Here is a 25,356-nt window from a genome sequence, read left to right as displayed (position 1 = left end):
CAACGCGGGCGCTTGACCGCAAGCGGGGCCGTGCCATCTCCTAAGGCATGAACCACCGCTCCTTCGTCCCGACGGAACCCGCAACCGACACCGGCCCGCTGCCCTTCCGCGTGTACTGGTGGCAGGCTTTGGTCTTCTGGATGCTCACCAACACCTACGGCGTGTTCGAGCGGGGCGGGGAGCCGTTTCCCGGCTATCAGCCCTCGCCGCTGCAGCCGCCGGGCTGGGCCTTCCCCGTCGTCTGGTTCAGCATCAGCCTGATCCAGCTCTGGGGCTGCGTGCGGTTGCTGAACGCGCCCTGGACGATCCGCTGGCGCCCGGCGCTGATCGGTATGCAAGGGGCGCTGTGGCTGCTCTACGCCAGCTTCGGATTCGCCTATTTCACGGTGGGCAGCCCGATCCTGGCGGCCGCCTGGACCATTGCCTATTTCATCATCGCCTCGACCTGCGTGCTGCTGGTCTGGCCGGACGACCGCGCCATCGCGTCGAGCTGGCTGCCGCTGGTGCTGTGGACCGGATTCGCCTCCATCGTCGCCATTCATGGCGTCGTTTTGAACCCGGACCCGCTGTTCGGGCTGGGGCCGGGGTTGGGGACGCGCTGATCAGCCGCGGTAGCGGTGGGTCGCCCCGGTGAAGTCCTCCGCGAGATAACCGTCTTCGCCGTCAGGCCGCACCCAGCCCGGTGCGGCGGGGGCCTTGCCATGACCGCCGGGGATGTCCAGCACGTAGGTCGGCTGGCACAGGCCGGAAACGCGCCCGCGCAACCCCTTCACCAACGCCTGTCCCTCGGCCAGGGACGGGCGGAAATGGCTGGTGCCGGCGGCGAGGTCGGGATGGTGCAGGTAATAGGGTTTGATCCGGTTGCGCACCAATCCCCGGAACAGAGTTTCCAAGGTTGCCGCGTCGTCGTTGATGCCCTTGAGCAGCACGGTCTGGCCCAGCAGGGGAATGCCGGCATCGGCCAGCCGGGCGATGGCGCCGCGCGCCTCCTCCGTCAATTCGTTGGCGTGGTTGACGTGGACGGCCATCCAGGTCGCTAGGTCCGGCGCCTTCAGCGCCTCCACAAGCTCCGCCGTGACGCGCGCCGGGTCGGCGACGGGGATGCGGGTGTGCAGCCGGACCACCCCGACATGGGGAATGTCGGACAGGCTGCGGACGATGTGGGACAGACGCCGCGGCGACAGCAGCAGGGGATCGCCGCCGGTCACCACCACCTCCCACACCTCGGGATGCGTACGCACGTACGCCAGGGCCGCGTCCAGCTCGTCGGGCGACAAGGCCTCACCGCCGGGGCCGACCATTTCCCGCCGGAAGCAGAAACGACAGTAGACCGCGCAGGCGTGCAACGGCTTCAGCAAAACGCGGTCGGGATAGCGGTGGACGATGCCCTTCACCGGGCTGCGCGCCACGTCGCCGATGGGGTCCTCGCGCTCCTCCGGCGCGGTGTACGCCTCCTCCGGAGAGGGGACGTACTGCGCGTACAGGGGATCGCCGGGCGCGGCGTTCTCCAGCGTCTCCAGCAGGTACGGGGTCAGGGCGATGGCGTAGCGGTCGGCCACGGCGGCCACGGCCGCGCCCGCCGCGGGCGTCATCAGCCCGGCGGCCACCAGATCGGTCACGCTGTGGGCTGCCTTCATCGCTCGTTCCCGATCCGCCGCTTTGCGCCTAGTATGAGAGGCCCGCTCTTACTCCCGCAGGACCCATGCTGTCGACTCTTCCCCGCCTGATCGGCCACCGCGGCGCCAAGGAAAGCGCGCCGGAAAACACGCTCGCCAGCCTGCGCGAAGCCGCCCGCCAGGGCGCCGCCTGGGTCGAGGTGGACGTGATGCTGACCCGCGACCGCGTGCCGGTGCTGATCCACGACGACACGTTGGAACGCACCACCAGCGGCGCCGGGCCGGTGCCGGACCTGACCCTGGCGGAGCTGAAGGCGTTGGACGCCGGTTCCTGGTTCGACGCCCGTTTCGTGGGCGAAACGGTGCCGACCCTGGAGGAGGCGCTGGGCGTGATCCGCAAGTTGGGCCTGGGTCTGAATCTGGAGATCAAACCCTATCCCGGACAGGAGGTGCCGACGGCGGAGGCCGCGCTGGATCTGCTGAAGCGGCTGTGGCCCGGCGGCCTGCCCCTGCTGGTGTCCAGCTTCGAGGTGCCTTGCCTGGAGGTGGCGCGCGATCTTGCGCCGGAGATTCCGCGCGGTTACCTGCTGTGGGACCCGCCCGCCGACTGGGCGGCCATCGCCGACCGCATCGGTGCGGCCACGCTGAACGTCCATCAGGACCGCCAGACGGCGGAAAGCGTCGCCTCCTACCGCGCCACCGGGCGCCCGGTGCTGGCCTACACGGTCAACGACGCGGCGCGGGCGCGGACGCTGTTCGGCTGGGGCGTGGCCGGTGTCTTCACCGACGCGCCGGGCCGGCTGGCGGCGGATCTGGCGGAACAGGCACCCCTGTGAAGCGGTTGCCCTTGGGGCTGCCGGTTGACGCTTGGGGAACTGTGGCCGTGACAGATTTTTTTCTAACACCGCGAATCCGCTCGTCCGCACGGAAATTTCCTCATATATAGATCGCTCATGGCGGCAGGGCCGTCGGGGGCAGGACTCCCGGCGGCGTTTTTCGTCGTCTTTCGGGTCGCGCTGTCCGGGCGCCCCTGCGCGGGCGCTCTCTTGGTCTTGGAGGTTTCGTTGAAGGCGCTTAAGCCGTTGCTGATGTCTGGCCGGGAGGTTCTGCCGCTCGTCGAGGGTGGCAAGGGAATTGCCGTCTCCAACGGGGAAAGCTCGGGCGCCTGGGCGGCGGCCGGGGGTGTCGGCACATTCTCGGGCGTGAACGCCGACAACTACGACGAGAACGGGAACCTCCTCCCGCAGGTCTACCACGGCAAGACCCGGCGCGAGCGCCATGACGAGCTGATCAATTTCGGCATCCAGGGCGGCATCGCGCAGGCGCGCATCGCGCACGAGGCCTCGAACGGCCAGGGCCGCATCCACATGAACGTCCTGTGGGAGATGGGCGGCGCCGAGCACATCCTGCACGGCGTGCTGGAAGGCTCCCAGGGCATGATCCACGGCGTCACCTGCGGCGCCGGCATGCCCTACCGCGTGGCGGAGATCGCCGTGCGCTACGGCGTGCATTACTACCCCATCGTGTCCTCGGCCCGCGCGTTCCGCGCCCTCTGGCTGCGCGCCTACCACAAGTTCCGCGAGAATCTGGGCGGCGTGGTCTACGAGGACCCGTGGCTGGCCGGCGGCCACAACGGCCTGTCCAACTCCGAGGACCCGCTGAAGCCGGAGGACCCGTTCCCCCGCGTCCTGGCGCTGCGCCAGATGCTGAACAGCTTCGGCCTGAACGACACCCCCATCGTCATGGCGGGCGGCGTCTGGTGGCTGTCGGACTGGGAGGACTGGATCGACAACCCCGACCTCGGCCCGGTGGCCTTCCAGTTCGGCACGCGCCCGTTGCTCACCCAGGAGAGCCCGATCTCCAACGCCTGGAAGCACCGCCTGCTGACGCTGAAGGAAGGCGACGTCTTCCTGAACCGCTTCTCGCCGACGGGCTTCTACTCCTCCGCCGTCAAGAACCCGTTCCTGATGGACCTGATGGCCCGGTCGGAGCGGCAGGTGGCCTATCTGCCCAAGCCGGTGGGCGAGCATTCCGCCGAGCTGCCGCTGGGTCCGCGCGGCCGCCCGGTCTATGTGACCGAGACGGACAAGGCCCGCGCCGAGGGCTGGCTCTCCCAGGGCTTCACCAGCGGCCTGAAGACGCCGGACAGCACGGTCATCTTCGTCACGCCGGAGCAGGCGGAGCGCATCCACCGCGACCAGGTGGACTGCATGGGCTGCCTGTCGGCCTGCAACTTCTCCAACTGGGCGCAGAACGAGGAAGGCACGAACGGCAAGCGCGCCGATCCGCGCTCCTACTGCATCCAGAAGACCCTGCAGGCGGTCAGCCACACCGACGACTGCGAAAACCAGCTCATGTTCGCCGGTCACAACGCCTTCCGCTTCGCGTCGGACCCCTACTACAAGGACGGCTTCATCCCGACCGTGAAGCAGCTGGTCGAGCGGATCGCCACCGGCTACTGACGCCGGCCGACGGCGGGCTTGCCAGGGTGATTGCGGGGGGCGCTTGCCCCCTGACCTGAAATCGTTCTAAAGTGAACGGGCTGCGGCAGATCGCCGCGGTCCGTTTCGCGTTCCGACTTTGTGACCAGAACCAGGGCGAACAGACCACGATGACTGGCAACCGACCCTTCAAGCGCGCCCTCGACCGCCTGCAGACGGCCGGCTTCCGCCCGACGCGCCAGCGTCTGGGGCTGGCCCGCCTGCTGTTCGAAGGGGAGCACCGCCACGTCACCGCCGAGCAGCTCCACACCGAGGCCATGGGGGCGGATCTCCGGGTGTCGCTCGCCACGGTCTACAACACGCTGAACCAGTTCACCGCCGCCGGCCTGCTGCGCGAGGTGGTGGTGGAGGCGGGCAAGTCCTACTTCGACACCAACACCAGCGACCATCACCATTTCTTCCTGGAAGGGACCGGCCGGCTGGAGGACATCCCCGGCGACGACGTGGTCGTGCAGCATCTGCCGGCGGCCCCGCCGGGCACGCGCATCGCCCGTGTGGACGTGATCGTGCGGCTGAGCGCGGACCAGGGCGACGACCGCTAGAAAGCTAAGGGGCCAATGGCCGCTTGCGGAAAAAATCCGTCTCCCAGCCGGATCTTCGGGGAATTTCCGGAACATTGACGCCTTTGGGGAGCAATGGCATAAGCCGTAGCCGAGGCTCGGCCGCCGGAGGCCCCACGCCCGCACGCGGCCAGGCCGGACAGAACCCCGTCTGGAGAACGCCGCCATGTCGCTGAAGGGCACGAAGACCGAGCAGAACCTCAAGGCGGCTTTCGCGGGTGAGAGCCAGGCCAACCGCCGCTATCTCTATTTCGCCCAGAAGGCCGATGTGGAGGGCCACAACGAGGTCGCCGCCGTCTTCCGCTCCACCGCGGAGGGCGAGACCGGTCACGCCCACGGCCATCTGGAATTTCTGGAGGAGGCCGGCGACCCGATCACCGGCCTGCCCATCGGCGACACGGTGAGCAACCTGAAGGCCGCCATCGCCGGCGAGACCCACGAATACACCGACATGTATCCGGGCATGGCCCGCACCGCCCGCGAGGAAGGCTTCGAGGAGGTCGCGGACTGGTTCGAGACGCTGGCCAAGGCCGAGCGGAGCCACGCCGGCCGGTTCCAGAGGATGCTGGACCAACTGTCGTCATGACCCTCCGTCGGACCGAGATCACCCGCGCCGACATCCTTCCCCTGGACCGCTATGCCCTTGAACGCGCCGCCCGCCGCAGCGCGTTGGTCGCCGTGAAGAAGAGGCGCCGGGTCGCGGTCGGCCCCTACGCCGTCGTCCATTTCGAGAGTTACGAGACGATGTGGCAGCAGGTCCACGAGATGCTGTTCATCGAGCGGGGCGGCGAGGCGCAGATCGACGGTGAGCTTCGCGCCTACAACGGTCTGATCCCCAAGGGGGCGGAGCTGGTCGCCACGGTGATGTTCGAGATCGCCGACCCGGCGCGCCGCGCCGCCGAGCTTGGCCGGCTGGGCGGGGTGGAGCGGACGGTGACGCTGCGCTTCGCCGGCCACACGGTCGCCGCACGGCCGGAGGAGGACGTGGAGCGCACGAACGAGGCGGGCAAGGCGTCCGCCGTCCAATTCCTGCATTTCGGTTTCACGCCGGACCAGATCGCCGCCTTCCGCATCCCTGATACGGAGGTGATCCTCGGCATCGGCCATCCCCATTACGGCCACATGGCGGTGATGCCGGAGGCGGTGCGGGCGGAGCTTGCGGGGGATTTCTGGTAGAGGGCGCTTTTGCCCGCCCGTTATTCGAACGTCTCGTCCTTGTAGGCGCCCCAGAACTCCCCACGGCTCATCCAGCCACGATAGCCCTTCAGGTCTACCTCGCACCACTCGCCCTTGCATTTGCGCAGCCAGCCGATCACCCCCGGCTGGGCGCGGGCCACCACGGCGGCGTCACTGTGCGGCTCCTTGCGGACGCTGCGGATGTCGCCGGTGATGACGACGCTGCGCTTGCCCGACAGCATGCTCTGGTGCACCCAGCCCTCGCTGCCTTCCCAGTCGCGGATGCGGCGCCAGGTGTCGAACTCCTGGGTGATCTCCACCGGCATTTCCTTGCGGGTGAACACCCATTCGATGGGATAGCGCACGTTGGGGCCGGTGCGCGCGTTCACCTCGCCCGAGCGCAGCGAGACGAAACGGGGGATCGGCAGGCCCGAGGCGTGGGTCGGGTCCTTCTCGCGCCGCCCGCCCTCGGACGCGCCGGCGGAGGACGTAACCGGGGCGGTGGTGGCCAGAGTGGCGGCAGCCAGCGCCAGAATGGCAAGCGCGCGGCGGATGGCAGACGTCGTCGGCAACGGCAACACCGGCAGCCCCGTGCTGTGAGATCGAACGGATTTAAGTCGGAGGCACTATAATTAGGGGTAGCCGCCAGGGGCAAGCCCAAGGCGCGGGCGGCGGCTCTTGTCACATCATGGAGCCGTGCGGCGCGCCGAATCGTCACTGCCATCTGGACAGCTTCCCAACCGCTTGATAGGACAAGCGTCAGCCCGGAATGGGGGAGGCACCGTCCAATGACTGAAAAGAAGAAGCCGCTCGTCGTCGTCACCCGCAAATTGCCCGACGTCATCGAGACGCGGATGATGGAGCTGTTCGACGCACGGCTGAACTCCGACGACGAACCCCTGTCCCACGCCCAGCTCATCGAGGTGGCGCAGGTGGCCGACGTGCTGGTCCCCACCGTCACCGACCGGATCGACCGCGAGGTGATCGAGAAGGCCGGGCCGCAGCTCCGCCTCATCGCCTCCTTCGGGACGGGCGTGGATCACATCGACCTGAAGGCGGCGCGGGAGCGCGGCATCAGCGTCACCAACACGCCGGGCGTTCTGACCGAAGACACGGCGGACATGACCATGGCCCTGCTGCTGGCGGTCGGCCGCCGGCTGGCGGAGGGCGAGCGGCTGGTCCGCTCCGGCCAGTGGAAGGGCTGGGGGCCGACGACGATGCTCGGCCACCGCATCCAGGGCAAGCGGCTGGGCATCCTCGGCATGGGCCGCATCGGGCAGGCGCTGGCGCGCCGGGCGCGCGCTTTCGGCATGTCGATCCACTACCACAACCGCCGCCGCGTCTATCCCGACGTCGAGCAGGAGCTCGAGGCGACCTATTGGGACAGCCTGGACCAGATGCTGGCGCGCATGGACGTGGTGTCCATCAACTGCCCGCACACCCCGGCCACCTACCATCTGCTGTCGGAGCGCCGGCTGAAGCTGCTGCGTCCGCACTGCTTCATCGTCAACACCTCGCGCGGCGAGGTCATCGACGAGACGGCGCTGACCCGGATGCTGTCGAAGGGCGAGATCGCCGGTGCCGGCCTGGACGTGTTCGAGCATGAGCCGGCGGTGAACCCAAAGCTGCTGCGGCTCGACAACGTGGTCCTGCTGCCGCACATGGGCTCCGCCACCATCGAGGGCCGCATCGACATGGGCGAGAAGGTCATCATCAACATCAAGACCTTCGCGGACGGCCACGCCCCGCCCGACCGCGTCCTGGAAACGCTGCTGTAAGACGGTGGGAGAGGGCGTCTAGAGGACGCCCTCATACAGGGCGGCCATGGGGATCTCGACCCCGACCGAGGGGAAGCGCAGCGTCCCACCCCCGATGAGGTCACGGACAACCCAGCTCTGTTCGTCCTCGCGGTGCCACAGTTCGGCATAGCGCTTCGTCGAGTCGAGCAGCAGGATTTCCTGCACCGACGGGATTTCCCGGTAGATCGCCAGCTTCCGGCCACGGTCGAACTGGGCGGTGGACGGCGACAGGATCTCCACGATGATGGTCGGGTCCACTGTCCCCGGCTTGCTCGACGTCGGTCCGCACGCAATGGCAACATCGGCCTGGAACCAAGCATCGTCACGATCGGGCAGGCGAATGCCGGCTTCGACCCGCGCCCGGCAGGGCGGGCGGAGACGTTTCCCGAACTCGACGACGATGTTGGCCGCGAGAAGAGCGTGTGCGTCGGACGGCGGAGCCATGGCGATCGGTTGGCCGCCAACCAGCTCATAGCGCGCGTCGGTCCCATCGTCCCAGACGAGGAACTCATCCACGGTCATCGGGCGGGGTGCCGGATCGCTCATGCCCATGAGTATGGCCCTCTCCTTCCCGCCGTCCAAGGGCTCGCCGCGGCTATTTCGCGGCCAGCCCGCCGCCCAGCTCGATGCGGACCTCGACCACGCCGGGTTCGTCCAGGTTCTCCTTGCGGATGAAGCCCAGCGCGCGGCACATGCCCAGCATGTTGGTGTTCTCGCGCAGAACCTCGCCGTAGACCTCCTTGATCCCGCGGGAGCGGGCGTAGTCCAGGATCTTGTTCATCAGCTGGTAGCCCAGCCCCTGGCCCTTCATGTCCGACCGCACCATCACGGCGTATTCGGCGCGCAGATTGTCGGGGTCGGCGGTGATGCGCACCACGCCGTACATGATGGTCTCGCCCGTCTCCGGGTCCGGCCCGACGGCGACCAGCCCCATCTCGCGGTCGTAGTCCATCTGGGTCAGGCGGGCGGCGGCCTGGTGCGACAGACGCTTCAGCGGCGCGAAGAAGCGCAGGCGCAAGTCCTCCTGCGTCTGGTTGGCCACCATGTGGTGCACCAGCGGCTCGTCCTCCGGCAGGATCGGGCGGACGACGAACTGGCGGCCATCCTTGATGGTGATCCGGTCCTCCAGCCCCTTGGGGTAGGGGCGGATGGCCAGACGCTTCGCGCCGGGCAGGGCCGGCACGCCGACCTTGATGCGGGCGTCCAGCGCCAGCACGCCTTCCGAGTCGGCGAGCAGCGGGTTGACGTCCAGCTCGACGACCTCCGGGAAATCGACGATGAGCTGCGAGATCTTGTTCAGCGTCAGCGCCACCGCCTCCAGATCGACCGCGGCGCGCGAGCGGTAGCCCTGCAACTGGCGCCAGATGCGGGTGCGGCCCATCAGTTCGGTCGCCAGCTTCATGTTCAGCGGCGGCAATGCCAGCGCATAGTCCTCCACCACCTCCACCCCGATGCCGCCCTCGCCGAACAGCAGGACGGGGCCGAACAGCTCGTTCTCCGTCATGCCGACGATCAGTTCGTAGGCGTCGGCGCGCACCGCCATCTCCTGGACGGTGAAGCCCTCGATGCGGGCGTCGGGCACCGCCTCGCGCACGCGGGCCAGCATCGCTTCGGCCTCGGCCTTGACCTCCGCCGGCTCGGTCAGGTGCAGGGCGACGCCGCCGACGTCTGACTTGTGGGTGATGTCCGGCGACAGGATCTTCAGCGCCAGCGGCCCGCCAATCATCTCGGCGCAGTGGGCGGCCTCCTCCGGCGTGTCGGCGCGGCGGGTGTCCACCACCGGGACGCCGTAGGCGGCGAGCACGCGCTTGGCCTCATACTCGCTCAGCCAGTCGCGCTTCTCCGCGATGGCGCGGGAGATGATCTTGCGCACCGTGATGCCGTCGGGCTGGAAATCCTCCGGCACCGACGGCGGGGTCTCCATCAGCAGCTCCTGGTTCCGGCGGTATTCCACCAGATGCAGGAAGGCGCGCACCGCGTGGCTCGGCGTGTCGTAGGTGGGGACGCGGTTGGCGGCGAACAGCTTGCGCGCCTCCGCCGCCGTGTTGTCGCCCAGCCAGCTCGTCAGCACCGGGTGCTTGCGCGTCTTGTTGGCGATCATGGTGTCGACCACCGCCTGCGCGGCGGCCAGCCCGTCGGTCACCGCGGTCGGGCAGTTCAGCACCAGCACGGCGTCGTTGTTGGGGTCGGCCATCAGCGCGTTCAGCGCGTCGGCGTAGCGCTTGGGCGGGGCGTCGCCGCCGATGCGCAGCGGGTTGCGGGCGCTGCCGGCGCCCAGCGCCTTCTCCAGCGCGTCCATCGTTTCCGGCGCGAACTGGGCCAGCCGCCCGCCGGACAGGATCAGGCTGTCGGTCGCCATCACGCCCATGCCGCCGCCGTTGGTCAGGATGGCCAGCCGGTCGCCGGTGATCGGCGACCCGGTGCCCAGCGTGCCCACCGCGTCGAACAGCTCGTCCAGGCCGCTGACGCGCAGGATGCCGGCGCGGCGGAAGGCGGCGTCATAGACGGCGTCGGACACCGCCAGCGCCCCGGTGTGGGAGGTGGAGGCCTCCAGCGCCTCGTCGGTGCGGCCGGACTTGATGACGATCACCGGCTTCTGGCGGGCGGCGGAGCGCGCCGCCGACATGAACTTCCGCGCGTCGCTGATGCTCTCGATGTAGAGCAGGATGGCGCGCACGTTGGCGTCGCCGGCCAGATAGTCCAGCAGGTCGCCGAAATCGACGTCCGCCTTGTCGCCCATCGAGATCAGGTGCGAGAAGCCGATCCCCCGCGCCGTCGCCCAGTCGGCGATCGAGGTCACCACCATGGAGGACTGCGCCACCAGCGCCACGTCGCCCTTCTTCGGGGTGACATGGCCGAAGCTGGCGTTCAAACCGCGGCCCGGCACCATGATGCCCAGGCTGTTGGGACCCAGCACGCGCATCAGGTGGGGCTTCGCCGCCTCGCGCAGGGTCTGGGTCTGCTCCTTGGAGAAGCCGCTGGAGATGACGATGGCCGCCTTGGTTCCGCGCTTGCCCAGCGCGTCGACGGTGGCCGTCACGGTGGCGGCCGGGGTGCAGATCACCGCCAGATCCGGCGTGACCGGCAGATCGTCCACCGACTTGTAGGTCAGCACCCCCTCGACCGCGCGCTCGCCGGTCACCGGCATGATCGGGCCGTCGAACCCGGCGTTGAACAGGTTGCGGGCCACCACGGCGCCGATGGTGTTCGGCTTTCGGGTCGCCCCGATCAGGGCGATGGAGGCGGGCTTGAACAGGCGGTCGAGGTTGCGAACGGTCATGGCCGGGTTCCGGAGGTTCGTCTCACACAGCAAGGCTCGAACAGCCGCCATTCCGCTAAAGATCGGACCGGGGCTGTCGACTTGCAATCTGGAGTAAGGAGGCAATCGCGGGACGGGAACGCGACCGATCGCCGCTCATGTTGCAGTGCAACATACACATTGGTCATACCTTTGTACAGGCGCCCTTTGTCGCGCCCCCCTTCCGTACCGGATAGCCCTGCCGCGCATCGGGGCTTGAGCGGGCGGGCGCGTTGCTCCACCCTGTTGACCCTCAACGGAAAAAACAGGGAGCGGGAGCCATGAAGGTCGGGATCGTCGGGGCCGGCGCGGTGGGCGCCACGGCGGGATTCGCCATGGTGATGAGCGGTTCGGCCAGCGAGGTCGTGCTGGTCGACATGAACGAGAAGCTGGCCGCGGCCCAGGCGCAGGACATCGCCCACGCCGTGCCCTTCGCCCGCGCCGCCCAGGTGCGCCACGGCGGCTACGCGGCGCTGGCCGGGGCCGGCGTGGTGGTGCTGGCCGCCGGCGTGGCGCAGCGCCCCGGCGAGACGCGCCTGCAACTGCTGGAGCGCAACGCGGCGGTCTTCGGCGCCATCATCCCGGCGGTCCTGGCGGCGGCGCCCGAAGCGATCCTGCTGGTGGCGACCAACCCGCTGGATGTGATGACGCAGATCGCCACCCGCATCTCCGGCCTGCCGCCGTCGCGGGTGATCGGCTCCGGCACGATTCTCGACACCGCGCGGTTCCGCGCGCTTCTGGCTGACCGGCTGGGGGTGACGGCGAAGTCGGTGCACGCCCATGTGGTGGGCGAGCATGGCGATTCGGAAGTCCTGCTGTGGTCCGGCGCCACCGTGGCCTGCCTGCCGGTGGACCGCGGCGCCGAGCGGCTGAAGCGTCCCCTGACCGCGGAGGACCGCGCGGCCATCGACGAGGGCGTGCGCCGGGCCGCCTACCGCATCATCGACGGCAAGGGCCACACCGCCTTCGGCATCGCCGGCGGCCTGTCGCGCATCGTCGCGGCCATCGCCGGGGACGAGCGGGCGGTGCTGACCTGCTCCATCCTCAACGACGAGGTGCTGGGCGTGCCGGACGTGGCGCTGTCGCTGCCGCGGGTGATCGGGGCGGGCGGCGTCCTGGAGACGGTGATGCCCGACCTGTCGGAGGAGGAGGCGGCGGCGCTGAAGCGCAGCGCGGAAATCCTGAAGGAGGCGGTGACCTCGGTGGAGAAGTCGCTGCCGTGATGGGGTGAGGAGGAAAGCGGGGCCGGTTCGCGTTGCAGGACCGGCCCCGCAGTGCGGAGCCGGCCCTTGCAACCCGTCCAGTCGAGAGGCGCGTCAGACCACCGGGCCGGGCTGGCCCTTGGTGGCGGCGGCGGCGCGCTCCATGCCTTCCTGGATCTTCTTGGCGGCTTCCTGCTCGTCGCCCCAGCGCAGGATCTTCACCCACTTGTTCTTTTCCAGATCCTTGTAGTGCTGGAAGAAGTGGGCGATCTGCTCGGTGGTGATCTCCGGCAGGTCCTTGTAGGACTTCACGTTGCTGTAGAACGGGTGCAGCTTGTCGACCGGAACGGCCAGCAGCTTCTCGTCCTCGCCGCCCTCGTCCTCCATGAACAGCACGCCGATCGGGCGCGAGCGCAGCACGGCGCCCGGAATGACCGAATGGCGGCCGACCACGCAGACGTCCACCGGGTCGCCGTCACCCGACAGGGTGTGCGGGATGAAGCCGTAGTTGCAGGGGTAGTACATGGCGGTGTGCAGGAAACGGTCGACGAACATCGCGCCCGACTCCTTGTCGATCTCGTACTTCACCGGCTCGCCGCGCAACGGGATCTCGATGACCACGTTCACGTCCCACGGGGCGTTCTTGCCGACCGGAACCTTGCTGAGATCCATGGAAAACCATCCTTCGACTGCAAAAGCGGGTTGCGCTTGGTTGTGGACGCGGGCCAAAGCTCCCGGCGCCGCGCGCGCGGAGTTTAGGCAGATGCGGGCATAAGTCAAAGCCACTTGCGCAGGTGCGGCAAAGGGACGAGCCTTCGCCATGCCCCACATCCTTCTTGCGCTGCTCTGCCTCGCCTTTTTTCCCCTTGCGGCGCGGGCCGAATCCCCCGCGAAGGCTGTCCACGCCATCGCTATGCATGGCGACCCCGCCTATCCGCCGGATTTCGCGCATTTCGCCTACGTCGATCCCGACGCGCCGAAGGGCGGCACGCTGCGCCAGGCGGTGACCGGCGGCTTCGACACGCTGAACCCCCATGTGGTCAAGGGCGTGCCCGCCCTGGGGCTTGGTTTCGTCTTCGAAACGATGCTTGCCCGCTCGTGGGACGAGCCCTTCTCGCTCTATGGTCTGCTGGCCGAGAGCCTGGAGGTGCCGGAGGACCGCGGTGGCGCCGTCTTCCATCTCAACCCCGCCGCGCGCTGGCACGACGGGACGCCGGTGACCGCCGCCGACGTGCTGTTCTCGCTGGAGGTCCAGCGCGCCCATGGCACGCCGAACCGCCGCCAGTTCTACGCCAAGGTGGCGAGCGCCGAGGCGCCGGACGAGCGCACCGTCCGCTTCGCCTTCGTTCCTGGCCCGGACGGGCGTTTCGACCGTGAGATGCCGCTGCTGATGGGGTTGATGCCGATCCACGCCAAGGCGTGGTGGGCGGGGCGGGACTTCGCCGCCACAACGCTCGACCCGCCGCTGGGCAGCGGCCCCTACCGGGTCAAACAGGCGGAGGCCGGGCGGCGCATCGTCTACGAGCGGATGGCCGACTACTGGGGGCGGGACCTGCCATCGCGGCGCGGGCTGTTCAACGCCGACACGCTGGATTTCACCTATTACCGCGACGACTCGGTGGCGCTGGAGGCGTTCCTGGCCGGGCAGGGCGACGTGCGGCGCGAATCCGACCCCGCCAAATGGGCCACCGGCTACGACGGCCCGGCGCTCCGCGCGGGGCGGATCGTGCTGGAGGAGTTGCCGCACCGCCGTCCGGAGTTCGCCCGCGGCCTGATCTTCAACACCCGGCGCCCACCGTTCCAGGACATCCGGGTGCGGCGGGCGCTGGGTCTCGCCACCGATTTCGCCTGGATCGGCAAGACCCTCTTCCATGGCGCACTGGTCCGCACGGCGAGCTATTACCCGAATTCCGAACTGGCGGCGGAGGGGCTGCCGGGACTGGAGGAACGGGCGGTGCTGGAGCCCTTCCGCGACCGCCTGCCGCCGGAACTGTTCACCGAACCCTTCACCCTGCCGCGCACCGACGGCAGCGGCCCGGCGGGCGCGCGGGGCAACCTGCGCGAGGCGCTGCGCCTGCTGGCGGAGGCCGGCTGGCGGGTGAGCGGCGGGCGGCTGACCGACGGGGCGGGGCGTCCCTTCGCCTTCGAAATCCTGCTGGGCAACCCGGCGGACGAGCGGGTGGCCCTGGAATACGCCCGCTCGCTGGAGCGGCTGGGCATCGCCGCCACGGTGCGCACGGTGGACAACGCGCAGTACCAAGCGCGCCTGGATCATTTCGATTTCGACATGACCCTGCGCTGGTGGATCTCCAGCCTCTCGCCGGGCAACGAGCAGCTTTACTATTACGGGTCCGAGGCGGCGGACCAGCCGGGCAGCCGCAACTACCCCGGCATCCGCGACCCGGCGGTGGACGCCATCGCCGCCTCCATCGCCGAGGCGCGGACGCGCACCGACCTCGTGGCCCGCGTCCGCGCGCTCGACCGGGTGCTGCTGTGGGGCCATTACATGGTGCCGCTGTTCCACAGCCCGGCCGACCGCATGGCCCGCTGGTTGCGACTGAAACACCCGGAGGCGACGCCCCTCTACGGCCCGCTGGTCGAGTCCTGGTGGATCGGGGACGGCGGCTGAGTCTCCGCGTGCCCATCATGGATCTGGCCGTCATGGACCCGGTAGGCATGCAGGATCACCGCGACCACGGCGTCCAGATCGGTGAAGCGGTCGGTGTTGACGATCAGGTCGTACTGCAGCGGATCGCTGTTGGAGACCTTGAAGAACTCCTTGAAATACTTGGCGCGGGCGGCGTTGACCCGCTGCACCTCGTGCAGCGCGTCGGCGACCTTGGCGGGATCGCCGCCGGCCAGCCGCGCGGCGCAGACCGCGTCCGAGCCGACGACGCGGACGCGGAAGCGCGGTGCCCCGCGCAGCAGCAGATGCGCCCCGCGTCCGACGATCACCCCGCCGCGGAAGGCGATGCCGTTGACCACGCGGGTCAGCAGCCGCTGGTACTCGGTCAGCGGGTCGTGCAGCCCCATCAGGCTGGCGTAGAGGAACATCCCCGCCCGCCCCGGCAGCTTCTCGTCGAGCTGGCGCATCAGCGTCGGGTCGGAGGTGGCCGTGGCCACCACGGCGTCGAGGATTTCCTTGTCGAAGCAGGGCACCCCCAGCGACTCGGCGAGCTTCGCCGCGATCGCCTCGCCGCCGGTGCCGTGCTCGCGGGCGATGGTGACGACGGGCGGCGGGGACTCGAACGGACCGGAGCGGGGCCGGTGCGGTTGAAGCTGGTCGGTTCGGATGTAGGTCAGAAGCGCCTGGAATTCGTCGCGGGCCATGGCTTCCTCCGCAGGCGGTTGCGACGATACCAGTGTCCCGCCGGGCACCGGCGGGGTCAACAACGCCCAAGGAGGAGGGGCACGCCGCCGCACCCCTTCCGCGCTCAGTCAAAATGGATTTACAGCACCTTCACCGCGATCACCGTCAGCAGGACGACGATGATCCACAGCGCGATGCGCTCGCTGATCCGGCGCTCCACCCAGCGGTCGAGCATGTGCTTGATCGAATGGGGATGCAGGCGCAGGCCACCGTCGGCCAGCTCGGCGGCGGCGCGTTCGGCCTGGTTCACCAGCCGGGGCAGGCGGCGCACCGTCGATACCACGGCCTCCAGATCGTCGAGGATCTGGGCCTCCGGCCCGCGATTCTCGCGCATCCAGTCCTCGATCAGCGGGCGCGCCAGCTCCCACATGTTGATGTCGGGGTTCAGGAAGCGGCCCACCCCCTCTGCCGTGAGCATGCTCTTCTGGAGCAGGAGGAGCTGCGGCTGGGTTTCCATCTCGAACTGCTCGGTCACCGCGAAGAGCTGGGCGAGCAGCCGGCCGACGGAGATCTCGCTCAGCGGCTTGTTCTGCAACGGCTCGCCGATGGCGCGGCAGGCCTGGGTGAAGACCTCGATCGACTGGTGGCGGGGGACGTAGCCCGCCTCGAAATGCACCACCGCGACGCGGCGGTAGTCGCCGGTCAGGAAGCCGATCAGCATGTCGGCGAGGTAGGTCCGCGTCGCCCGGTCCAGCCGGCCCATGATGCCGAAATCGACGGCGGTGATGTTGCCGTCATGGGTGACGAACAGGTTGCCGGGATGCAGGTCGGCGTGGAAGAAGCCGTCGCGGAACACTTGGTTGAAGAAGCTGGCCGACGCCTTCGCCAGGATCTCGTCGCGGTCGAAGCCGGCGGCGTCGAGCCTTTCCGACTCGTCCACCTTGAAGCCGCGGATGCGCTCCAGCGTCAGGACGCGGCGCGCCGTGCGGTCCCAGTCGATGGCCGGCACGTTGAAGGTGGGGTCGTCCTTGAAATTGTCGCCCAGCTCCGACGCCGCCGCGGCTTCCATCCGCAGCTCCATCTCCAGGCGGGAGGTGCGGGCGAAGGTGTCCACCACCTCGCGCGGGCGCAGCCGCTTCAGCTTGGGCATGACCACGACGGCCAGCTCGGCCAGCCAATAGAACAGGTCGATGTCCCGCTCGAAGGCGTTCTCGATGCCCGGCCGCAGCACCTTCACCGCGACCTCCCGCCCCTCGGCGGTGACGGCGAAATGCACCTGCGCGATGGAGGCGGCGGCGACCGGCACCTCGTCGAAGCTGCGGAACAGCGTCCCGATGGGGGCGCCCAGTTCCTCCTCGACGATGGCGCGGGCCTGGGCGCCGGGGAAGGGCGGCAGCTTGTCCTGAAGCTCGGCCAGATCCAGCGCCATCCGCTCGCCGACGAGGTCGGAGCGGGTGGAGAGCAGCTGCCCCAGCTTGATGTAGGTCGGCCCCAGATCGGCCAGTGCGCGGGCCAGCCGCTGGCCGACGCGGCCGGGCTCCTTCGCGTTGCCGACCCAGCGCCAGAACAGCGCGAAGCCGGGGGCGGTCTGCGGCAGCGTTTCCGGCAGCGCGTTGTAGCGCGCCAGCGTGCGGCCGATCACGAAGAGGCGGCCGATGTTTCGGGCGGTCCGGAACAGCATCCGGTCAGATCCGCCAGCCGGAATGGATGGCGGCGATGCCGCCCGTCAGGTTGCGCACGCGCACCGCGCCGAATCCCGCGGCCTCGATGCGCTTGACCATGGCCTGCTGCTCGGGGAAGCGGCGGATGCTCTCCGCCAGATAGCGGTAGCTGTCCTCGTCCCCGGCCACCATGCGGCCGAGCCGCGGCAGGACCTGGAAGGAATAGACGTCGTAGATCTCGCGCAGGACCGGAAGGACCACGTGGCTGAACTCCAGGCAGAAGAACTTTCCGCCGGGCTTCAACACGCGGCGCGCCTCGGAAAGCGCGTCGTCGATGCGCGTGACGTTGCGAAGGCCGAACGCAATGGTATAGGCGTCCACCGAACGGGAGGCGATGGGCAGCTTCTCCGCGTCGCCGACCGTCCAGTTCACGCCGGTCAGCAGGTTGCGGTCGTAGGAACGGTCGCGCCCGACGCGGACCATCGACTCGGTGATGTCGCAGACCACCGCCCGCCCGCCGCCGCGTTCCAGGAAGCGGAAGGCGATGTCGCCGGTGCCGCCCGCCACGTCGAGCAGCGTCATGTCGGCCTTGGGCGCCACCATCTCCATCAGCGTGTCCTTCCACAGCCGGTGGATGCCGCCCGACATCAGGTCGTTCATCAGGTCGTAGCGACCGGCCACGCTGTCGAAGACGGCGCGGACGAGCCCGGATTTGGCGTCGGGGTCGACGGGGCGGTAGCCGAACCAGTTCCCTTCGGCCCCGGCGGACACGCCGGTGGCCGGGGCCGGAGCTGCGGGCTGGGACGGGGCGGAGGGGGTGCGCGGATCGGTCATGGCGCGCAACATAGCGCGCGACCTGGGCTTGCGCCAGCCGGGGCGTTGCCGTGACGCACCCCCGGCGCGCGGTTTTTGCGGGCTTGACCCCGCGCCCCGCCTTCGCCACCGTGCCCTCCGGGCGGAACAGGGGGGACCATGGCCACGCTGCAGGAAGCCCTGCTGATCGCCTTCGACCTCCAGCGGGAGGGACGCTTCGCCGAGGCCGACTCGGTCTACGGGCAGATCCTCGACGCCGTTCCCGGCCACCCGCCGGCCCTGCATCTGCGCGGCCTTCTCCTCGCCCAATGCGGGCGGCTGGAGGAGGGCTGCGCGCTCGTCGAACAGGCCATCGCCGAGGATGGAAGCCAGCCCGACCTGCATGCCAACCACGCCAGCCTGCTGGAGGCGCTGGGCCGCTTCGGCGCGGCGGCGGAGGCGCTGGCCCGCGCCGCCGCCCTCGATCCGGAGCGCGTGGCGCTTCTCAACAATTTCGCGGTGCGGCGGCTGGCCGCCGACGATCCGGCCCCGGCGGAGCAGGCCCTGCGCGCCGCTGTGGACCTTCGGCCGGGTCTGGCCGATCCGCGCATCAACCGCGCCCAGGCGCTGGACGCGCTGGGCCGGACGGACGAGGCGCTGGCGCAGCGGCGGATCGCCGCGCTTCTGGCGCCGGACGACGCCGCCCTGCTGGGGGCGCTGGCCCTGCGGCCCGACGCCACGGAGGCCGACCTGCGCCGCGCCCTGCGGCTCGACCCGGAACGGGCGGCGCTGTGGAACCGGCTGGGCGCGTGGCGGAAGGACCGCGGCGCGCTGCCCGCCGCCCGCCATGCCTACGAGCGCGGGCTGGCGCTGGACCCCGCCGACGCCGCGCTGTGGAACAACCGGGCCAACGTTCTGAAGGGACAGGGCGATCCGGGCGGCGCGCGGGAGGCCCTGCGGCGGGCGGCGGCGTTCCGGCCGGACTCGGCGGCCATCCGCAACAACCTTTCCGACGCCCATATGCTCTGCGGCGATCCGGCGGCGGCGCTGGCCGAGGCGGAGGCGGCGCTCGCCCGCGATCCCGCCCTGGCCGACGCGCGGCTGGCGCGGGCCGCGGCGCTGCTGGCGCTCGGGCGCTTCGCGGAGGGCTGGGACGCCTGGGAAGACCGCTGGTCCGCCGAACCCTGGTGCCGCACCGTCGGGCGCTTCCCGCAGCCGCTGTGGACTGGCCAGCCGCTGGGCGGCGGGCGGCTGCTCGTCTGGGGAGAGCAGGGAGTCGGCGACGAAGTGATGTTCGCCACGCTGTTCCCGTTGTTGACGCAATCGTCAACAGATAAGACGCAATCATCAACGAAGGCCCTGGCGGGCTGCCTTCTGGAATGCGACGCCCGGCTGGCGCCGCTGTTCGCCCGCTCCCTGCCGGGGGTGGAGGTTGTGCCGCGCGGCCCGCTGCCGGACCCGCGCCTGTCGGGCCCGGACATCGCCGCGCAGATCCCGTCCGGCAGCCTGCCGCGCCTTCTGCTGCGCGGCGAGGAGGATTTCCGCCGGCTCCGCGCCATCCTGGCCGCCGACCCGGCGCGGATGCCGGCGGTTCGGCGGACGGGCCGGCGTCCCCTGGTCGGCATTGCCTGGCACACCACCAACCCGAAATGGGGGCGCCTGCGCAACGTGCCGCTGGCCGATCTGGCGCGCACGCTGCATGCTGCGGGCGTCGACATGGTCGTCCTGCAATACGGAGACTGCGCGGGGGAGGTCGCCGCGCTGGTGGCGGAGGGCGTCGCCATCGCGCTGCCGCCCGGGCTGGACCGCAAGGACGATCTGGACGGGCTGGCCGCGCAGATCGCCGCCACCGACCTCGTCGTGACCATCGACAACGCCACCGCCCATCTGGCCGGCGCGCTGGGCCATCCGGTCTGGCTGCTGCTGTCCCACGCCCCGGACTGGCGCTGGCTGATCGGCCGGGACGACTCGCCCTGGTACCCCTCGGCCCGCCTGTTCCGTCAGCCGGCGGCGGGGGATTGGCGGACGCCGCTGGACGCGGTGGCCGACCGGCTGCGCGCGCTTTTCCCATAGCTCTGCTACCCTTCGCGTCCTCCCACCCCTTCACTCCCTCCTACGGCCCGGCACGGAAACATGGCGACAATCGCGGAAGCCCTGGCCATCGCCTTCGACCATCACGAGTCCGGCCGTCTGGCCGAGGCCGAGATCCTCTATGGCCGCATCCTCGACGCCGATCCCCATCAGGCGACCGCGCTGCATCTGCTGGGCGTGCTCTATGGCCAGACGGACCGGCCGAAACTGGCGGCGGCGCTGTTCGTGGGGGCGATCGGGCTGGTTCCCGACAATCCGGGCCTGCGCTACGACCTCGCCCGCGTCCGGCTGATCCTGGAGGACGGCGAAGGAGCGGTGGCCGCCCTGCGGCGGACGCTGGCGCTCCAGCCCGACCATGCGGCGGCGCTGTTCCAACTCGCCCTGGCCTGCCGCGGCGTCGGGAGGCACGACGAGTCGCTGCTGACGCTGGAACGGCTGCTGGCGCTCCAGCCCGACAGCCTGGAGGCGCGCTACCTCGCCGACCGGGCGGTGGAGCGGGAGGGGCGGGCGTTTCTGGAGCGGGGGGAGCTCGGCTTGGCGGTGGCGCGGCTCACCCGCCCGGTGGCCGAGGCGGTGGGCGTGCCGCTCCTCTCCGCCCACGCCGCAGCGCTTTACCGCGATGGCCGGGTGGAGGAGGCCGCCCGGCTGTTCCGCGGGCTTCTGGCCGCCCGGCCGGCGGAGGCCCTGGCGCTGTGGAACCTGTCGCTGTGCCGGCTCGACGGGCGCGACGCGGCGGCGGAGCGGCTGGCCCGCCGGGCGCGCGCCCTGGCCCCGCAGGAGGCGGAGGCCCACGCCAAGTTGGGGCTGGCGCTGGCCGCCCAGGGGCGGCGGGCGGCGGCGATGACCGCCGCCCGCGCGGCGCTGGCCTGCGATCCGGCGCACGCGCCGTCCCTGTCCAACCTCGGCGCGCTGACCATCCAGATCGGGGAGGACGCGCAGGCGCTGCGGCTGGCCGACCGGGCGTTGCGGCTGGCCCCGGATCTGGGCGAGGCCCAGGTCGTCCGCGGCGACGCCCTGGTGCATCTCGACCGCCCGCGGGACGCGGAGGAGGCCTTCCGCGGCGCCCTGCAGGTGGCGCCGCAACTGACCGTCGCCCACTGGAATCTGGCCCATCTGCTGCTGCGGCTGGGCGATTACGCCGCCGGCTGGGCGGAGTACGAGTGGCGCTGGCGGAGCGAGGCCCTGGCCGGGCAGCGCCGCCCCTTCCGCCAGCCGCTCTGGGACGGCACCGATTTGGCGGGGCGGACCATCCTGGTCCATGCGGAGCAAGGGCTGGGCGACACCATCCAGTTCATCCGCTTCCTGGATCATGTGCTGCAAGCCGCTCCGGCGCGCGTCCATCTGGAGGCGCACGGCCCTCTCCTGCCGCTGCTGGAGCGCAACACCGATCCGGCGCGGGTGACGGTGATCCCGCGGGTTCCCGACTTTCCGGGCGTGAGCGGCTTGCCCGACACCGATGTCCAGATTCCGCTGATGAGCCTCGCCGGCCTGTTCTGCCCGAGCCTGGAGGCGATCCCCGCCCGCGTGCCGTATCTGCGTCCCGATCCGCGGCGCGCCGCCGCCTGGAGCGAACGGCTGGCGGCTGGGCCGGGGCTGCGGGTCGGGCTGGTCTGGGCGGGCAACCCGTCCTTTCACGGCGACGCGCAGCGCTCGCCCCGGCTGGCCGGGCTGCGGCCGGTGCTGAAGGTGCCGGGCGTGCGCGTCTTCGGGCTTCAGAAGGGGCCGGGGCGGGAGGATCTGGAGGGGGTGGACCTGCCGCCCTCCTTCACCGACCTCGGGCCGGAGATCGCCGATGTCGCCGACACCGCGGCGATCATGGCCAACCTCGACCTCGTGATCTCCTCCTGCACCGGGCCGGCGCATCTGGCCGGGGCGCTGGGGGTGCCGGTCTGGGTGGTGCTTCCGCATTCACCGGATTGGCGCTGGTTGATGGGGCGCGACGACAGCCCCTGGTATCCCACCGCCCGGCTGTTCCGCCAGACCCGGAGCGGCGACTGGTCCGGCCCGGCGGAGGCGGTGGCGCGCGCCTTGCGGACCCTGGTGGACGGCTCGGAGGACTGAGGGCGCCATCCATTCGCCGCCACGGGTGCCCGCTCCCTGAGGAGCGTCAACAGGTGCCCCTTGCGTCAACCGGCGCTTCCCACCATCCTCCTTGCCATCATGCCCGAGCTTCCCGAAGTCGAAACCGTCTGCCGTGGCCTCGCCCCGCATCTGGAGGGGCGGACCCTCGTCCAGGTGCTCCAGCGCCGCGCCAACCTGCGCGTTCCCTTTCCGGCCGGCTTCTGCGAGCGGCTGACCGGGCGCCGGGTCGAGTCGGTGCGCCGCCGCGCCAAATACATCCTGGTCCATCTGGACGACGGGACGGTGCTGATCGCCCATCTCGGCATGTCGGGCCGCATGATCATCACACCGGAACGGCCCGCCGCCTGGGGCGCCCACGACCATGTCGTGCTGGAGACCGACGCCGGGACGGTGGTGACCTTCAACGACGCCCGCCGCTTCGGCCTGATGGACCTCGCCATGGCGGAGACGCTCGCCGAGCACCCGCTGCTGCGCGCGCTGGGGCCGGAGCCTTTGGGCAACGCCTTCTCCGGACCGGTGCTGGCCGCGCGGCTGGCCGGGCGGATGACCAGCGTCAAGGCCGCCCTGCTGGACCAGAGCGTGGTCGCCGGGCTCGGCAACATCTACGTGTCGGAGGCGCTGTTCCTCGCCCGCCTCAGCCCCACGCGCATCGCCGCCACGGTGACCGGCGCCAAGGCGGAGCGGCTGGCCACGGCGATCCGCGCGGTGCTGGAGCGGGCCATCGCCGCGGGGGGATCGTCCTTGCGCGACTACCGGCAGGCGTCGGGGGAACTCGGCTATTTCCAGCACCAGTTCTCGGTCTACGACCGCGAGGGCGCGCCCTGTCCGGGCTGCAGCTGCGACGTGGCGAAGACGGGGGGCGTCCGCCGGATCGTCCAGGCGGGCCGTTCGACTTTCTATTGTCCGCAACGCCAGCGTTGATATACGTGGAGGGTATGACGGCTCCATCGGCCACCGCGAGGGCGACGCTCGCCGCCCTCCTCCTCGCCGGCCCCGCCCTTGCGGGTCTGGCCGGGGTTCCATTGCCCGCAACCTCGTCCGCCTGGGCGGCCGACTCCGCCCGCGCCGACTCCGCCCGCTACGTCGAAGGCATGGGGGACGTGCCGGTCATGCCGGGCCTCGCCCCCGCCGAGGAGGCGCCGCTGGTCTTCGACAAGCCCGCCGGACGCATCGCGCAGTCCGTCATGGCGGGCGCCATGGACCGCAACGCGGTCCTGACCTTCTACAACCAGACCATGCCGCAGCTCGGCTGGAGCCGCGCCCCGCAACGGGCGGGCGGAAGCGCCAGTTTCCTGCGGGAGGGCGAGGAACTGCGCCTGGAATTCGTCGAGCCGGCCCGCGCCACCGTCCAGAAGGCGGCGGCCACGGTGGTCCGCTTCTCGCTGATTCCGCGCTGATCCTCCAAAAGAGACCAAGAGCAAACCAGAAGCACCCCCGCCTTGGAGCGAGGGGGCAAACCACGGGAGCCTGCTGCATCATGCCGTACGAAACCATTCTCGTCGAAACCCGCGGACCGGTCGGGCTCGTCACGCTGAACCGGCCCAAGGCGCTGAACGCGCTGTCCGACCTGCTGGTGACCGAGCTGGGCCAGGCGCTGGACGCGCTGGAGGCCGACGACTCCGTCGGCGCCATCGTGGTCACGGGTTCGGAGAAGGCCTTCGCCGCCGGCGCCGACATCAAGGAGATGCAGAACTTCTCCTACATGGACGTCTACAAGGCCAACTTCATCACCGCCAAGTGGGAGCGGCTGGCCAAGTGCCGCAAGCCGACCATCGCCGCGGTCGCCGGCTACGCGCTGGGCGGCGGCTGCGAGCTGGCGATGATGGCCGACTTCATCCTGGCCGCCGACACCGCCAAGTTCGGCCAGCCGGAGATCACCATCGGCACCATCCCCGGCGCCGGCGGCACGCAGCGCCTGACCCGCTTCGTCGGCAAGTCCAAGGCCATGGAGATGTGCCTGACCGGCCGCCTGATGGACGCCGCCGAGGCCGAGCGTGCCGGCCTCGTCAGCCGCATCGTGCCGGCGGCGGATCTGGTGGACGAGGCGGTGCGGGTCGCCGAGAAGATCGCCAAGCTCTCGCGCCCGGTCGTCATGATGGCCAAGGACGCCGTCAACGCCGCCTACGAGACCACCATGTCCGAGGGCATCCGGGTCGAGCGCCGAATCTTCCACTCGACTTTTGCCATCGAAGACCAGAAGGAAGGCATGGCCGCCTTCGCCGAGAAGCGTCAGCCGGATTGGAAGCATCGCTGACATCCCCCGACTCCTCCCCCGTATCTAGCGGGGGAGGACCAGAAATCCGTCAAGATCTCGTAATCTATCCTTTGCCGAAAAACAGTGTTGGACGGTGCCTTGACTCTCATTCGGCTGGAGCGTATAAGGCCCCCTCGCACTGGGACAGGCGTGTCGTCCGGAGTAGGGTTTTCATGGCCAATCATAAGTCTGCTGAAAAGCGCATTCGTCAAACCGCGCGTCGTACGGAGATCAACCGTAACCGCGTCAGTCGTATCCGTACCTTCGTGAAGAAGGTCGAGACGGCGATCTCGTCCGGCAACAAGGCTGAAGCCGCTGAGGCTTTCAAGGCCGCGCAGCCGGAAATGATGCGTGGAGCCTCCAAGGGCGTTCTGCACAAGAACACCGTGTCGCGCAAGCTGTCGCGCCTGTCGGCCCGCATCAAGGCTCTCTGAGTTTACTCGGCGTTATAAAGCCGCGCACCAGTTCTGGGCGCGGCTTTTTGCGTTTTTGATAAGTACAGTCTCCGTTCTTTCCGAGTCCTCCGGCAGAACTCCGGTTGGGCAGGGAGCGCGGCTGCTGGGCGGCGATTCGCTCCCGGCGGTCCTGGTCTTTCGTGAAGGCAGGGGCGGTTTCGGAGGGGTTGCGTGATTTTTGCCGCAGTCCGGACCGTTCGCTTTCTGTCCTATTGCCACGGCGAGGGCGGCTGATTAGACTTTCGATCCGTTGGGAATGGCGCACTGATGTTGCCTTTAATGTCACGCGCCGTTTGCTAAAGGACGGAGACGTTCAAAGCGGCGGGCAACGCTGCGGGACGCTCAAGAAGCTCGACTCAACCCGTTGCTCCTGGAGCGATGCTTTTCTTAAAACTCGACGTGGCAAAGGCGGAGTCCAACTTCGCCGAAGGGATAGTATTGCCGCCCAGTTGGGAGGCATCCACCGTTGGAGTCTTCAGGAGAGGAACGTTTTGAAGGCGCGATGCCTAAGTTAAGGGGCCTAAGTTGAGGGGTCCGGTGTTCAGTCGAGCGGGACGGT

Annotated in this window: 23 protein-coding genes; 15 read left to right on the top strand and 8 right to left on the bottom strand. The window is 69.7% G+C overall.

The window, feature by feature from the left end:
- The first annotated feature begins 47 nt into the window (after positions 1-47).
- The gene (locus JJL56_RS08100; protein ID WP_200484863.1) at positions 48-602 is read left to right on the top strand and encodes a TspO/MBR family protein; all 555 of its coding nucleotides are present in this window, start codon (positions 48-50) and stop codon (positions 600-602) included.
- Here the strand turns inward: JJL56_RS08100 and JJL56_RS08095 are convergent, their stop codons facing one another.
- Positions 603-1,637 (bottom strand): lysine-2,3-aminomutase-like protein, encoded by a 1,035-nt coding sequence (locus JJL56_RS08095; protein ID WP_200484861.1) that lies wholly within the window; start codon positions 1,635-1,637, stop codon positions 603-605.
- A gap of 65 nt (positions 1,638-1,702) precedes the next feature.
- Here JJL56_RS08095 and JJL56_RS08090 point away from each other — a divergent pair, with 65 nt between their 5' ends.
- From JJL56_RS08090 to JJL56_RS08070, 5 genes are all read left to right on the top strand, one after another.
- The gene (locus tag JJL56_RS08090; protein ID WP_145623101.1) at positions 1,703-2,452 is read left to right on the top strand and encodes a glycerophosphoryl diester phosphodiesterase; all 750 of its coding nucleotides are present in this window, start codon (positions 1,703-1,705) and stop codon (positions 2,450-2,452) included.
- Positions 2,453-2,680: 228 nt separating this feature from the next.
- Complete coding sequence (locus JJL56_RS08085; RefSeq protein WP_186452777.1) at positions 2,681-4,078, top strand: NAD(P)H-dependent flavin oxidoreductase; 1,398 nt, start codon at positions 2,681-2,683, stop codon at positions 4,076-4,078.
- Between the two features lie 149 nt (positions 4,079-4,227).
- Positions 4,228-4,659, top strand: a complete 432-nt coding sequence (irrA, locus tag JJL56_RS08080) for an iron response transcriptional regulator IrrA (RefSeq protein ID WP_145623100.1) — start codon at positions 4,228-4,230, stop codon at positions 4,657-4,659.
- 184 nt (positions 4,660-4,843) lie between these two features.
- Positions 4,844-5,263: a rubrerythrin family protein gene (locus JJL56_RS08075; RefSeq protein WP_014238831.1), complete on the top strand. Its 420-nt coding sequence runs from the start codon at positions 4,844-4,846 to the stop codon at positions 5,261-5,263.
- Positions 5,260-5,853 carry a DUF3501 family protein gene (locus JJL56_RS08070; protein WP_145623099.1) on the top strand — a complete coding sequence of 198 codons (594 nt, stop codon included), beginning with the start codon at positions 5,260-5,262 and terminating at the stop codon, positions 5,851-5,853. The genes JJL56_RS08075 and JJL56_RS08070 overlap by 4 nt, the downstream gene beginning before the upstream one ends.
- 20 nt (positions 5,854-5,873) lie before the next feature.
- Here the strand turns inward: JJL56_RS08070 and JJL56_RS08065 are convergent, their stop codons facing one another.
- On the bottom strand, positions 5,874-6,434 hold the full coding sequence (locus tag JJL56_RS08065; RefSeq protein ID WP_200484859.1) for an SH3 domain-containing protein: 561 nt from the start codon (positions 6,432-6,434) through the stop codon (positions 5,874-5,876).
- 207 nt (positions 6,435-6,641) lie between these two features.
- Here JJL56_RS08065 and JJL56_RS08060 point away from each other — a divergent pair, with 207 nt between their 5' ends.
- Positions 6,642-7,631 carry a 2-hydroxyacid dehydrogenase gene (locus JJL56_RS08060; RefSeq protein ID WP_145623097.1) on the top strand — a complete coding sequence of 330 codons (990 nt, stop codon included), beginning with the start codon at positions 6,642-6,644 and terminating at the stop codon, positions 7,629-7,631.
- A gap of 18 nt (positions 7,632-7,649) precedes the next feature.
- On the opposite strand, the gene JJL56_RS08055 is transcribed toward JJL56_RS08060, so the two are convergent.
- Together JJL56_RS08055 and JJL56_RS08050 are read right to left on the bottom strand one after the other, a co-directional pair.
- On the bottom strand, positions 7,650-8,204 hold the full coding sequence (locus JJL56_RS08055) for a Uma2 family endonuclease (protein WP_200484857.1): 555 nt from the start codon (positions 8,202-8,204) through the stop codon (positions 7,650-7,652).
- Positions 8,205-8,247: 43 nt separating this feature from the next.
- The gene (locus JJL56_RS08050) at positions 8,248-10,932 is read right to left on the bottom strand and encodes a bifunctional acetate--CoA ligase family protein/GNAT family N-acetyltransferase (RefSeq protein WP_145623095.1); all 2,685 of its coding nucleotides are present in this window, start codon (positions 10,930-10,932) and stop codon (positions 8,248-8,250) included.
- 299 nt (positions 10,933-11,231) lie between these two features.
- Here JJL56_RS08050 and JJL56_RS08045 point away from each other — a divergent pair, with 299 nt between their 5' ends.
- A complete protein-coding gene (locus tag JJL56_RS08045) occupies positions 11,232-12,173 on the top strand; it encodes an L-lactate dehydrogenase (protein ID WP_200484855.1) in 942 nt (313 codons plus the stop codon).
- A gap of 93 nt (positions 12,174-12,266) precedes the next feature.
- On the opposite strand, the gene ppa is transcribed toward JJL56_RS08045, so the two are convergent.
- Entirely contained in the window at positions 12,267-12,824 is a 558-nt protein-coding gene (gene ppa, locus JJL56_RS08040; RefSeq protein WP_200484854.1) for an inorganic diphosphatase, read from the bottom strand.
- A 148-nt stretch (positions 12,825-12,972) separates the two neighbouring features.
- Here ppa and JJL56_RS08035 point away from each other — a divergent pair, with 148 nt between their 5' ends.
- Positions 12,973-14,781 carry an extracellular solute-binding protein gene (locus JJL56_RS08035; RefSeq protein ID WP_200484852.1) on the top strand — a complete coding sequence of 603 codons (1,809 nt, stop codon included), beginning with the start codon at positions 12,973-12,975 and terminating at the stop codon, positions 14,779-14,781.
- On the opposite strand, the gene JJL56_RS08030 is transcribed toward JJL56_RS08035, so the two are convergent.
- The 3 genes from JJL56_RS08030 to JJL56_RS08020 form a co-directional block, all read right to left on the bottom strand.
- Positions 14,736-15,482 carry a cytidylate kinase-like family protein gene (locus JJL56_RS08030; protein ID WP_200484851.1) on the bottom strand — a complete coding sequence of 249 codons (747 nt, stop codon included), beginning with the start codon at positions 15,480-15,482 and terminating at the stop codon, positions 14,736-14,738. The two genes, JJL56_RS08035 and JJL56_RS08030, sit on opposite strands and share 46 nt — an antisense overlap.
- A 119-nt stretch (positions 15,483-15,601) precedes the next feature.
- Positions 15,602-17,143, bottom strand: a complete 1,542-nt coding sequence (ubiB, locus tag JJL56_RS08025) for a 2-polyprenylphenol 6-hydroxylase (protein WP_247889246.1) — start codon at positions 17,141-17,143, stop codon at positions 15,602-15,604.
- Between the two features lie 4 nt (positions 17,144-17,147).
- Complete coding sequence (locus tag JJL56_RS08020; protein ID WP_247889245.1) at positions 17,148-17,957, bottom strand: class I SAM-dependent methyltransferase; 810 nt, start codon at positions 17,955-17,957, stop codon at positions 17,148-17,150.
- Between the two features lie 138 nt (positions 17,958-18,095).
- Between JJL56_RS08020 and JJL56_RS08015 the strand changes: the two genes are divergently transcribed.
- From JJL56_RS08015 to rpsT, 6 genes are all read left to right on the top strand, one after another.
- Positions 18,096-19,988, top strand: coding sequence for a tetratricopeptide repeat protein (locus tag JJL56_RS08015; protein WP_200484850.1), 1,893 nt, complete (start codon positions 18,096-18,098; stop codon positions 19,986-19,988).
- Positions 19,989-20,048: 60 nt separating this feature from the next.
- Positions 20,049-22,067, top strand: a complete 2,019-nt coding sequence (locus JJL56_RS08010; protein ID WP_200484848.1) for a tetratricopeptide repeat protein — start codon at positions 20,049-20,051, stop codon at positions 22,065-22,067.
- Between the two features lie 99 nt (positions 22,068-22,166).
- On the top strand, positions 22,167-23,009 hold the full coding sequence (gene mutM / locus JJL56_RS08005; RefSeq protein WP_145623087.1) for a bifunctional DNA-formamidopyrimidine glycosylase/DNA-(apurinic or apyrimidinic site) lyase: 843 nt from the start codon (positions 22,167-22,169) through the stop codon (positions 23,007-23,009).
- Positions 23,010-23,023: 14 nt separating this feature from the next.
- Positions 23,024-23,485, top strand: coding sequence for a hypothetical protein (locus tag JJL56_RS08000; protein WP_145623086.1), 462 nt, complete (start codon positions 23,024-23,026; stop codon positions 23,483-23,485).
- An 80-nt stretch (positions 23,486-23,565) separates the two neighbouring features.
- A complete protein-coding gene (locus tag JJL56_RS07995; RefSeq protein ID WP_145623085.1) occupies positions 23,566-24,342 on the top strand; it encodes an enoyl-CoA hydratase in 777 nt (258 codons plus the stop codon).
- A gap of 173 nt (positions 24,343-24,515) precedes the next feature.
- On the top strand, positions 24,516-24,776 hold the full coding sequence (gene rpsT / locus JJL56_RS07990; protein ID WP_014238814.1) for a 30S ribosomal protein S20: 261 nt from the start codon (positions 24,516-24,518) through the stop codon (positions 24,774-24,776).
- The last annotated feature ends 580 nt before the right edge of the window (positions 24,777-25,356 follow it).

This window comes from Azospirillum aestuarii, assembly GCF_016632405.1.
GTDB classification, from domain to species: Bacteria; Pseudomonadota; Alphaproteobacteria; order Azospirillales; family Azospirillaceae; genus Azospirillum; species Azospirillum aestuarii.
Note: the sequence above shows the minus strand (reverse complement) of the source record. Positions and strands in the feature narration are given on the sequence as shown.